The following is an 11946-nucleotide window of genomic DNA, read 5'->3' as shown; positions in this document are numbered from 1 at the left end:
CTGCGCTCATTTCAACCATGACGGAGAGCATGCGCATCAATGACGTGTGTTCAGACAATTAAGTTGGGAGACTTCAAATGACTATTTTCAAGTCCATCGCCATCGCCTCTGCACTGGTCGCGGGTACCGCCGCCACCGCGCAGGAGAAATTCATCACCATCGGGACCGGCGGCCAGACCGGCGTCTACTTTGTCGTGGGTCAGTCGATTTGCCGCTTGGTAAACCGTGACAGCGCCAAAACCGGCCTGAAATGTACCGCTCCGTCCACCGGTGGTTCCATCGCCAACATCAACGCCATCAAGGCGGGTGACATGGACATGGGTGTTGCCCAGTCCGACTGGCAGTTCCACGCGTACAACGGGTCTTCGCAGTTCGAAGGCGACAAGTTCGACAAAGAGCGCGCGGTTTTTTCCGTACACGCCGAACCCTTCAACGTCATCGCGCGTGCCGATTCCGGCATCGAAAGCTTTGACGACCTGAAAGGCAAACGCGTCAACGTCGGTAACCCCGGTTCAGGTCAGCGCGCCACGATGGAAGTCGTTCTGGATGCCAAAGGCTGGACCATGGATGACTTCGCGCTCGCATCCGAGCTGAAGCCAGCCGAACAGGCCGCCGCTTTGGGCGATAACAAGGTCGACGCGATCATCTACACCGTGGGCCACCCCAACGGGTCGATCCAGGAAGCCGTGTCCACCGTCGACGCCAAGCTGGTGCCGGTTGAAGGCGAAGCGATCGACAAGCTGGTCGCCGATAACCCGTTCTACGCATACTCCACCATCCCCGGTGGCATGTACAAAGGCACCGACGCGGATGTGAAAACATTCGGCGTGAAAGCGACCTTTGTGACCTCCGCTGATGTGGACGAAGAAGTCGTATACGAAGTTGTAAAAGCTGTGTTCGACAATTTTGACCGCTTCAAAAAGCTGCACCCCGCGTTTGAGAACCTCAAAGAAGAAGAGATGATCAAAGACGGTCTGTCCGCCCCTCTGCATGATGGTGCGGCGAAGTACTACAAAGAGCGTGGCTGGATTGAATAAGCCCGCCGCTTGACCATTCGCGAACGCGAGGAGGGCCTCGCGTTCGCATCCTGCGGCAACGACCGCAGTCGACCGACAATAAACGTGCACCTGTCCTGATACGGGGCCACCAAGGGGACGAAGATGTCACAGAACGATCAACACCAAGCCGCCGCTGTAGAAGCCGAAGCCGCCGGAAAAGGCGGGCTTAGCCAAAGCGAACTGGACGAACTTGTCGCGTCTTCGGACACGGGTGGCAGGTCAGCGACCGGTAGCGTTGGCGTCTTTCTGGCGTTGACCGCGCTGGCGTGGTCGCTGTTCCAGCTGTGGATCGCCTCCCCGCTTCCTTTTGTTTTCGGCTGGGGTGTTTTTAACGACACCGAAGCCCGGTCAATCCACCTGGCCTTTGCTATCTTCCTTGGCATCGCCGCCTTCCCCGCCGCGCGCACCAAGGTGCAGCTGGGGCTGGGGATTATCGTGCCCGTGGTGCTGGCCTATCTGTTCATGGTCGCGGCCAAAGACGGCACGCCGACCTGGTGGATCCCGCTGGTCGCTATCGTCATTGTTGCATGTGTCGTGCTTGGATCGCCCAAAGACCGTATCCCCTTGTGGGAATGGGCCTTGGCGCTGGTTGGCGCGGCGGCTGCGTTGTATCTGTTTGTGTATTATCGCGAAATCTCGGGCCGTGTCGGTGCGCCGAACATGCAAGACACGGTCGTTTTCGTGATCGGCATCATGATCCTGCTAGAGGCAACCCGCCGCGCCCTTGGTCCTGCGCTGATGATCGTTGCGTCGGTCTTCCTTGTCTATAACGTCTTGGGGCCGATGATGCCGGATATCATCGCGCATAAGGGTAACTCGCTTTCCGAGATTGTGAATCACCAGTGGATCACCACCGAAGGTGTGTTCGGCATCGCGCTTGGTGTCTCGACGTCTTTCGTATTCCTCTTCGTCCTGTTCGGCGCGCTGCTGGATAAGGCCGGTGCCGGTAACTATTTCATCCAGGTCGCCTTCAGCATGATGGGCCACATGAAAGGCGGGCCTGCGAAGGCTGCTGTGGTGTCCTCTGCCATGACGGGGCTGATCTCTGGCTCATCCATCGCCAACGTCGTGACCACGGGGACATTTACCATTCCGCTGATGAAAAAGGTGGGGTTCAGCTCTGAAAAGGCCGGCGCGGTCGAGGTTGCGTCTTCGGTCAACGGTCAGATCATGCCGCCCGTCATGGGGGCCGCGGCCTTCCTGATGGTTGAATATGTGGGCATCCCCTATTTTGATGTGGTGAAACACGCGTTTCTGCCCGCGGTGATCTCTTACATCGCGCTGGTGTATATTGTGCATCTCGAAGCGCTGAAGGCCGGTATGGTCGGGTTGGAACGCCCCTATACGCCGAAGCCGATTGTGCAGCGCTTGCTGGTGTCCGCCTTTATCATCGCCTGCATCTGCGCGCTGAGCTTTGCTGTCTACTATGGCATGGGCTGGCTGCGTCCTGCTTTCCCCAACAGCGCGGGCTATATCATCTTTGCCTTGCTGACCGCGGTCTATGCCGGTCTGCTGTATATCGGGTCGAAGGAAGAGCCGCTGGTACTGGATGATCCGAACGAGCCGGTGACGCGTCTGCCCTTGCCTGGTCCAACGGTGCGGTCGGGCCTGCACTTTATCCTGCCGATTGTCGTGCTGGTCTGGGCCTTGATGGTGGATCGTCTGTCCCCGGGCCTGTCGGCCTTCTGGGCCACGACCTACATGATCTTTATCCTCGTGACACAGCGCCCGCTGATGGCGATTTTCCGGGGCGAAAGCCAGTTTGCCAATGATGTGGTCGCAGGGGTGCGTGATCTGATCGACGGCTTGGTCGTCGGGGCGCGCAACATGATCGGTATTGGGATCGCCACCGCGACCGCTGGTATCATCGTGGGCGTTGTCAGCCAGACCGGCGTTGGCTCGGCGCTTGCCGATGTGGTCGAGGTTCTGTCGGGCGGCAATATCCTTGCGATCCTGTTCCTGACCGCGATCCTGTCGCTGATCCTTGGGATGGGGTTGCCGACAACGGCGAACTATATCGTTGTGTCGGCCCTGCTGGCACCTGTCATTGTGACACTGGGGCAGCAGAACGGTCTGATCGTGCCGCTGATCGCCGTGCACCTGTTCGTATTCTACTTTGGCATCATGGCTGATGTGACGCCTCCGGTCGGGCTGGCGAGCTTTGCCGCCGCGGCTGTGTCTGGTGGGGATCCGATCAAGACCGGTGTCGTCGCGTTCTTCTACAGCTTGCGGACGGCGGCGCTGCCGTTCCTGTTTATCTTCAACACCGAACTTCTGCTGATTGATGTGACGATGGTGCAGGGTATATTCGTCTTCATTGTCGCGACCTTTGCGATGCTGTTGTTTGCAGCGGCGACCCAGGGCTGGTTCCTTGCGCGGAACCGCTTCTACGAGACGATTGCCCTCTTGCTGATCGCCTTTACCCTGTTCCGGCCCGGTTTCTGGATGGATATGGTCTTTCCGCCTTATACCGAAGAAGCACCGGCCGAGATTGTGCAGGCCGCGGCCGACACACCGCTTGGGGAGGATCTGCGCCTGCGCGTCGCCGGTATCAATGATCTGGGTGATCCGATCGAATTTGTCGCCCTTCTGCCCATCAAAGAAGGCACCACGGGCGAAGAACGGCTGGAGGCTGCCGGCGTGATTACCCGTGTCGAGGGCGACCAGATGTTCATCGACGACGTTCTGTACAACTCTGCCGCGCAATCGGCGGGTCTGGATTGGGACCAAGAGGTGCTGCGCGTGCTCAAACCCGTCGCAACCCCAAGTAAATACTGGATGTTTATTCCCGCGCTGTTGTTGCTAGCCCTCGTGGTCGTCATGCAACGGGGCCGCAATGCACGTGCGGCCCGCAAAGCAGCGGTGGTGTAACAGATTAGTTTGTGCATGTTACGCATAGAAGCCATGCAAATGACGGTGGGTTCGCCATCACGTCACGTGTTTAATATTCCCAACAATGGGGGTATGGACTTGTCACCTTGGGCGTATGGGCGGAGTATTTCCGGCCCCTTCCGCCCGTTTGGACGGAGTGACAAGTTATGACACCTTTTGCGATTGCAGGCGTGCAGATGTACGTCAACGCGCTGGAGTCCAACGTCGATGGCATGATCCAGCGACTGGACATCCTGATGGCGCGTTTTCCCTGGACCCAGATGGTCCTGTTTTCCGAGCTGGCCCCCTTTGGCCCGCTTGACCGGTTTGCATTGCCCCCTGAGAATGAAACGCTCGAGGTGTTTCAGGCCGCTGCACGCAAGCACCGTGTCTGGCTGATCCCCGGCTCCATGTTCCTCAAGAACCCCGAGGACGGGCGCGTGTACAACACCGCCGTGGTGATCAACCCCGAGGGCGAGATCATCCGCCGCTACGCCAAGATGTTCCCGTTCCGGCCCTATGAATCCGGCATTGCGGCAGGCACCGAATTCTGTGTTTTCGACGTGCCGGAAGTCGGGCGTTTCGGCTTGTCGATCTGCTATGACATGTGGTTCCCCGAAACCACGCGCCAGCTGACCAGCCAAGGCGTCGAGGTTCTGCTGACACCGGTTCTGACCGGCACCACCGACCGCGACGCAGAGCTGGCGATTGCCCGCGCGACCGCGGCGCAGTTTCAGTGCTATGTCTTTGCGGTCAACGGTCTGGGCGCAGGCGGTGTCGGTAAATCGCTGGTCGTCGATCCGACATCGATGGTCCTGCACCAGTCCGCCGGTCAGGAAGACATGTTCCCGATCGAAGTCGATCTGTCGATGGTGCGTCGTCAGCGCGAAACCGGCATGAAGGGTCTGGGGCAGGTGCTTAAATCCTTCCGCGACCGGTCTACCGACTTCTCGATCTATGACCGTTCCAGCGGGACGGACGCCTATCTGAACACGCTTGGCCCGCTTGAGGTGCCCCATCAGGGGACCCGCGCTGGTCTGCACGTCGATGTGCCCGCGCAGCGGGTACCAGACGCGCCCGTGTTCAAAGGGCATGAAACAACGACACCTGCGGTTCAGCCGGGCTTTGCCCCCGAACCGCTGCCAAATCCAACGGCGGGGACTGCCAATATCACGGCCCCTGTCGAAACACCTGTGGCTCCGGCTGCAGCGACACCAAATCCACCCGTAAAGCCCGGTGATTTGCCGGGCAGCGGGCCGACATCTAGCGGCTAGGCTGCGGCGTTCAGGTCCGGCGCTTTTCAAAAGTGCTGGACACCGGGATGCAGCAGTCGACCGCCCAAAGCGGAGTACGATTGATGCATTCTATGAACGATTATTCGTCGGCAATTCAGCTGAGGTCCGACCGATGGAGCGCGCTGCGTGAAGCGGCGAGCGGCCTGACCCGCGCCACTACAGCCAAGGAAATCGAAGCCCTGCGCAGCAAATGCGCTGCGCTATTTGACTCCCTGTCGCTGATCGAACCCTATTGGGCCTTTCCGGGCATGGCGGCGTTCGAACACCTGCAACGGATGCTGAATAACAACAGCTTTGACGACATGGCCTTTGCGGTGAACCGCATCACGCGGGCGCTGACAACAGGGGCCTATCGCCGTCGCACCATCCCGCTGGAACGCGACAGCATCGATCACGACGAGCATGACGACGAGGCGATGCTGTCCCCCGAGGCACGGGCGCTGACCAAACCGTATTTCGAGGTGCTGATCGTCGATGATGTGAACGACCAGCAAGAGCGCTGGCTGAAATCCAACGTCAGTCGGATGCGCCGCCCCGAAGACCCGTTCCACTACGAAGCCGTGGTGGTCAAATCCATCGAAGACGCGCTGATCGCGGTGCTGTTCAACCATAATATCCAGGCCATCGTTGTACGCCCGGGCCTGACGCTCAAGTCCAAGATGGATGAAACGATCCTTGTTCGGTATCTGGCGCGTGCTGGCGGGCAAGAAGAGATCGACAAGCTCCAGCCCGAGAACTACGGCCCCGAGCTTTGCCGTATGATCGCCAAGGTCCGCCCCGAGCTGGACGCCTATCTGGTGACCGAACGGTCGGTCGAGGATATCGCGGGTCTGGATCTGGGGATCTGCCGTCGGGTCTTTTACAACCAAGAAGACTTTATGGAGCTGCACCTGAACATTTTGCGCGGGGTGCAGGCGCGGAACAAATCGCCCTTCTTCACGGCGCTTGTCGAATATTCCAAACAGCCCACGGGCGTTTTCCACGCGATGCCGATCAGCCGCGGCAAGTCGATCACGCGGTCGCATTGGATTCAGGACATGGGCGCGTTCTACGGGCCGAACATCTTTTTGGCCGAAACCTCTGCCACCTCGGGCGGACTGGACAGCTTGCTTGAACCACACGGGCCGATCAAAGAGGCGCAAGAGCTTGCCAGTCGCGCCTTCGGGTCCAAGCAGACGTTCTTTGCCACCAATGGCACTTCGACCTGTAACAAGATCGTGGTGCAGGCTCTGGTGCGCCCCGGTGACATCGTGCTGGTCGACCGCGATTGCCACAAATCCCACCACTACGGGATGGTGCTGGCGGGGGCGCAGGTGTGCTATCTTGATAGCTATCCGCTGAATGAATATTCCATGTACGGTGCCGTGCCCCTGCGCGAGATCAAGCATCAGCTTCTGGCGCTCAAGGCCGCGGGCAAGCTGGATCAGGTGCGCATGTTGCTGCTGACAAACTGCACCTTTGACGGGCTGGTCTATAACGTCGAACGGGTGATGGAGGAATGTCTGGCGATCAAGCCCGACCTCATTTTCCTGTGGGACGAGGCGTGGTTCGCTTTTGCCCGTTTCAACCCGACCTATCGCCAGCGTACGGGCATGAACGCAGCCAATACGCTGCGCGCGCGGTTCAAGTCGGACGACCACCGCATCGCCTATGAAAAGCAGCAGGCTGAACTGAAGGATGCCGACGACGAGACGCTGCTGAACACGCGTTTGATCCCTGCGCCGGATTCGAGGGTGCGGGTCTATACCACGCAATCGACCCATAAAACGCTGACCTCCCTGCGGCAGGGGTCGATGATTCACGTGAATGATCAGGACTTTAAGGGCGAGGTCGAACAAAGCTTTCACGAAGCCTATATGACCCATACCTCAACCTCGCCGAACTACCAGATCATCGCCTCGCTTGATGTGGGGCGACGACAGGTAGAGCTTGAAGGCTTCGAATTCGTGCAGCGCCAGATCGAGGCCGCTTTGTCCATGCGTCGTGCGATTGCCGACCACCCGCTGCTGAGCAAATACTTCAAGGTGCTGACAGCGGGCGACATGATCCCCGAGGAATACCGCGAAAGCGGGGTGACCAGCTATTACCATCAGGAACAGGGCTGGACCGATATGTGGGACTGCTGGGAGAAAGACCAGTTCGTCCTTGATGCCAGCCGCGTGACGCTGCTGGTCGGTGGGACGGGCTGGGACGGTGACACGTTCAAGACCGATATCCTGATGGATAAATACGGCATCCAGATCAACAAGACCTCGCGCAACACGGTCTTGTTCATGACCAATATCGGCACCACGCGGTCCAGCGTCGCCTATCTGATCGAGGTGCTGGTCGAGATCGCGAAATCGCTGGATGACCGTCTGGATGACGCCAGCAAGATGGAGCGTCGGTCTTTCGACAACCGCGTCGCCAACCTGATGGAGAACTACCCGCCGCTGCCGGACTTCAGCCGCTTTCACGAGGCCTTCCGCAACGACGACGTCACCTCCGAAGGGGATATCCGCACGGCGTTCTTCCTCGCTTATGACGAGAAGAACACCGATTACCTAGAGTTGAACGGCACGCTGAAAGAGGCGATGGACGCCAACCAGACGGTCGTGTCCGCCAGCTTTATCATCCCCTATCCCCCCGGCTTTCCCATCCTCGTCCCCGGACAGGTGGTGAGCCAGGAAATCCTGTCGTTCATGCGGAATTTGGACGTCAGCGAAATCCACGGTTACCGCCCCGATCTGGGGCTGCGCGTCTTTACGGATGCGGCGCTGAAACGGGTGCGCAAGAAAAACCTGTCGTCTTCACCTGACTAAGATTAAGCAAAGGACCAAATATCATGACAACGACTGTTCTCAAGAATATCTCGGAAATTCGCCGGTTCTTTCACCGTAACGAAGACCCTGTTTACTTTATCTCGGCCACGAACTTTAACCTTCTTGGTCTCGATGAGTGGGTGAAAAACTTTAAGTATATCTGCTACATCGACTGCTACGGCGGCAAGCACCCCAATGTGTTCTGCCCCTCGGAACAACCCCACGCTGAATTCCAGAGCATCGAAGACATCAACAACTATCTGTTGCAGCACAAAGAAGTCATCGATTTCGTCAAGCGGCGCGGTGGCAAGCCCAAGTTCGTGTTCCTGATGTTCGACGAGGAAACCGAACGCCTGTCGAAAGAACTGGGGGCGGATGTCTGGTTCCCCAAGGCCAAGCTGCGCCAAAAGATGGACAACAAGATCGAAACCGTGCGGATCGGCAACAAGGCCGGTGTGCCGTCGGTGCCGAATGTGCTGGCCGAGGTCAAGGATTACGAAGACCTCAAGAAGACCTGCGAGAAGGCCGGGATCGGTCACGATCTGGTGCTGCAATCCGCCTTTGGTGACAGTGGCCACACGACGTTCTTTATCAAGTCCGAAGCAGACTTCCGCCGTCATGAATCCGAGATCGTCGGCGAGGGCGAGATCAAGATCATGAAGCGGATCGACTGCCGCGGTTCCGCGATCGAGGCTTGCGCCACCAAAGAAGGCACGATCGTTGGCCCCTTGATGACGGAACTGGTCGGTTTCAAGGATCTGACGCCCTATCGCGGGGGCTGGTGTGGCAATGAAATCCTGTCGACCGCCTTCCCGCCCAAGGTCCGTCAGAAAGCGCGCGAGCTGACCTATAAGTTCGGCGAACAGCTGCGCAAGGAAGGTTATCGCGGATATTTCGAGCTCGACTTCCTGATCGACAAAAAGACCGGTGACATCTGGCTGGGCGAGTTGAACCCGCGCATCACGGGCGCGTCGTCGATGACGAACCACGCGGCCTTTGCCCATGCGGATGCGCCGCTGTTCCTGTTCCACCTGCTGGAATTCAGCAAGAAGAAGTTCAATCTGGATGTAGAAGAGCTGAACAACCGTTGGGCCGACCCCGAGATGATCGACGGTTGGAGCCAGATGGTGATCAAACATACCGAAGACAGCGTCGATATCTGCACCGAAGCGCCCGAAACGGGCATTTACAAGATGCTGGAAGATGGCCGCGTTGTGTTTGACCGTTTCGATTATCACCGTCGCGCCGTGGAATCCGAGAACGAAGCGTTCTTCCTGCGCATCCTGCAACCGGGTGATTACCGCTACGAAGGGGCCGATATTGGCATCCTTGTGACCCGCGGTCGGTCGATGACGAAGTCTTTCCAGTTGAATGAGCGCGCGAAAAAGTGGATCCACGGGATCAAGCAATCGGTGAACGGTCGTCCTCTGCCCGTCGCAGAGGCGGGTCCGGCGATGTCTGATCCGGCGTTCAAAATCCTCTAAGCACCGAAAGGGCAGCACATGCTGTGGCGTGCCATTTCAGAAGAATTGCCCGGTCCCAAATGGGCCGGGCTTTTCGCCGAATACTGGCCTCACTACCGTACATGGTGGCTGAAGGAGGGCGAGCCCGCGCGCCCGACCTATGCCGAATGTCGTCGTGCGCTCAAGGCGCATATGCCCGACCTCATCCCGCTGTACGAAGATCTATGTGATCAGGCAGGCGGGGGTGATCTGGCGGCAAGGTTCCTGAGCTTTTACTGCCCTCCGCCCTATCTATCGGGATGCAGTCAGGCGGTCTGGGGCGGCAAGGAACCTGTCATGGTGCGCAACTATGACTATAACACCAACGCTTTCGACAGTCTGGTGCTGCACACCGGCTGGAAGGGGCGCCGCGTGATGGGCACCTCTGACGGGTTGTTCGGGCTTGTAGACGGGGTGAACGATGCGGGGCTGTCGATATCGCTCACCTTTGGGGGCCGTCGTGTGGTGGGGGTGGGCTTTGGCGTGCCGCTGATCCTGCGCTATGTGCTGCAAACCTGCGAGACTGCCGAGCAAGCGGGCGAAATTCTGGCACGTGTGCCGACCCACATGAGCTATAACGTCACCGTGCTGGACCGCAAACGCAAGTATCTGACGGCGCTGATGGCACCGGACCGGCCCGCGATCATCACCAAGGCAGCGGTGGCGACCAACCATCAGGAAAACGTCGAATGGATCAGCCATGCGCGTTTTACGGCGACGGTTGAACGGGAAAGATATCTGCTGCAACGGTTGCGGTTCCACCGTGATCCGGAAGAGAAATTCATCAACACGTTCCTGAAGCCGCCGCTCTATTCGCACCAGTTCAACGCAGGCTTCGGCACGCTCTATACCGCTGTCTATCGACCCCGCAAACGCGAGATGGAGCATCGCTGGCCCGGAACCGTCTGGCATCAGAAGCTGGACGCGTTCGAGGAAGGGTCGCGCAACGTCCTGATGCCGGGGGTTGTGGCGTAACTTTTTCCCTGCGCACGAAAAAAGGCGGGGTACATGCCCCGCCTTTGTGGTTCGCTGTCGCCGGATTTAAGCGGCTTTTCGGTTGTGTTCACCTTCTTCGACTTCCTCGACGATCTTGGCGATAAACGCATCCAGATCTTCGGGAGAGCGGCTGGTGATGATGCCTTGGTCCACGACGACTTCGCTGTCCTCGTAATGCGCACCGGCGTTTTTCACATCCGTCGCGATCGAGGCGTAGGAGGTTGCGGCGCGGCCTTTGATGATGCCTGCTTCGATTAGCAGCCAAGGGGCGTGGCAGATCGCGGCAACGGTCTTGCCTGCGTCAGCAAAGCTTTTGATCAGCGATACGGCGTCCTTGTTTGCGCGCAGCAGGTCGGGGTTGATCTGACCGCCAGGCAGGACAATCGCGTCATAGTCATCAACAGTGACATCCGACAGGGCTTTGTCCGCAGCAACTATGTTGCCCCAGTCGTCTTTGTCCCAGCCCTTGATGTCTTTGCCATCAGGGGTGGCAACATGCACGGTGGCCCCTTTGGCCTTGAGGTCATTCAACGGGCGCTCCAGCTCGGATTGCTCGAAACCATTGGTGGATAGGATCAGAATTTTCGCGTCTGTGATCTGTGTCATTAGAAAGCTCCTTTCATCTTCGCTATCTTCACCGACACAACAAAGACACTGCGCGAATGTTCCAGCGCTGGAACCTGTATTGACGGGATTCCGCCGACGTGGAGGATGAACTTTTCGTGTCCAGAATTCGATACACACGGTTTGTGATCTCCTTTATACCAAGGGGATGAAAGACACCGTCGACCCTGCACCATCCGTCAATCTGGAGGAGATCATCGTCTGCCCCCAATGCGACGCCGTGTATCACCTCAAGGTGCCCAAGGTCGGCGAGAAGGCGGTGTGCGAGCGGTGCCATACCGTGTTGATCGAACCGCGCAAAAAGGCGGGGCTGAAGATCATTGCCATCGCCATTGCCACCTTTGTTCTGATCCTTGGTGCGACGTTCTTTCCGTTTCTGGATATTGATGCGGCGGGCAACAAGAACTCTGTCTCTGTGATGGACGCGGCGCTGGCGTTTTCCAGCGGGCCGCTTTTGCTGCTGTCGCTGGCGACGGCTGCCTTGATCATGCTGGTGCCCTTGGCGCGGGTGATGCTGACGCTTTATGTGCTGGTGCCCATCGTGCTGGACCTGCCGCCCGCACGCCACGCAATGCAGGCGTTCCGCCTGTCGCAAGCGTTGCAACCGTGGTCGATGGCCGAGATTTTCGCGCTTGGCTGTGCCGTGGCGCTGGTGAAGATTGCCGATCTGGCAACTGTGGGGTTTGGGCCAGCTTTCTGGATGTTTTGTGGTTTGGTTGTTCTGATTGTGGCGCAGGACAAATTCATGTGTAAATGGTCGGTATGGAATTCGCTGGAAAATCCCAAAAAATCCTAAGCG

8 protein-coding genes are annotated in these 11946 nt (G+C 58.4%); 7 read left to right on the top strand and 1 reads right to left on the bottom strand.

Annotated elements, in window-relative coordinates:
• Positions 1-77: 77 nt before the first annotated feature.
• From EE36_RS06525 to EE36_RS06500, 6 genes are all read left to right on the top strand, one after another.
• Complete coding sequence (locus tag EE36_RS06525; protein WP_005850616.1) at positions 78-1037, top strand: TAXI family TRAP transporter solute-binding subunit; 960 nt, start codon at positions 78-80, stop codon at positions 1035-1037.
• A gap of 123 nt (positions 1038-1160) precedes the next feature.
• On the top strand, positions 1161-3929 hold the full coding sequence (locus EE36_RS06520) for a TRAP transporter permease (RefSeq protein ID WP_005850614.1): 2769 nt from the start codon (positions 1161-1163) through the stop codon (positions 3927-3929).
• 167 nt (positions 3930-4096) lie between these two features.
• On the top strand, positions 4097-5203 hold the full coding sequence (locus EE36_RS06515; protein WP_005850612.1) for a carbon-nitrogen hydrolase family protein: 1107 nt from the start codon (positions 4097-4099) through the stop codon (positions 5201-5203).
• A gap of 83 nt (positions 5204-5286) precedes the next feature.
• Entirely contained in the window at positions 5287-8025 is a 2739-nt protein-coding gene (locus EE36_RS06510) for an aminotransferase class I/II-fold pyridoxal phosphate-dependent enzyme (protein WP_005850610.1), read from the top strand.
• Positions 8026-8048: 23 nt separating this feature from the next.
• The gene (locus tag EE36_RS06505) at positions 8049-9509 is read left to right on the top strand and encodes a biotin carboxylase (protein ID WP_005850608.1); all 1461 of its coding nucleotides are present in this window, start codon (positions 8049-8051) and stop codon (positions 9507-9509) included.
• 18 nt (positions 9510-9527) lie between these two features.
• On the top strand, positions 9528-10502 hold the full coding sequence (locus tag EE36_RS06500; protein ID WP_005850606.1) for a C45 family autoproteolytic acyltransferase/hydolase: 975 nt from the start codon (positions 9528-9530) through the stop codon (positions 10500-10502).
• A gap of 66 nt (positions 10503-10568) precedes the next feature.
• Here EE36_RS06500 and EE36_RS06495 read toward each other — a convergent pair whose 3' ends face one another.
• Positions 10569-11129, bottom strand: coding sequence for a type 1 glutamine amidotransferase domain-containing protein (locus tag EE36_RS06495; protein ID WP_005850604.1), 561 nt, complete (start codon positions 11127-11129; stop codon positions 10569-10571).
• Between the two features lie 166 nt (positions 11130-11295).
• Between EE36_RS06495 and EE36_RS06490 the strand changes: the two genes are divergently transcribed.
• Positions 11296-11943 (top strand): paraquat-inducible protein A, encoded by a 648-nt coding sequence (locus EE36_RS06490; protein ID WP_005850602.1) that lies wholly within the window; start codon positions 11296-11298, stop codon positions 11941-11943.
• Positions 11944-11946 lie beyond the last annotated feature (3 nt).

It is taken from the genome of Sulfitobacter sp. EE-36 (assembly GCF_000152605.1).
GTDB lineage: Bacteria > Pseudomonadota > Alphaproteobacteria > Rhodobacterales > Rhodobacteraceae > Sulfitobacter > Sulfitobacter pontiacus.
This window is presented reverse-complemented; position numbering and strand designations above follow the sequence as displayed.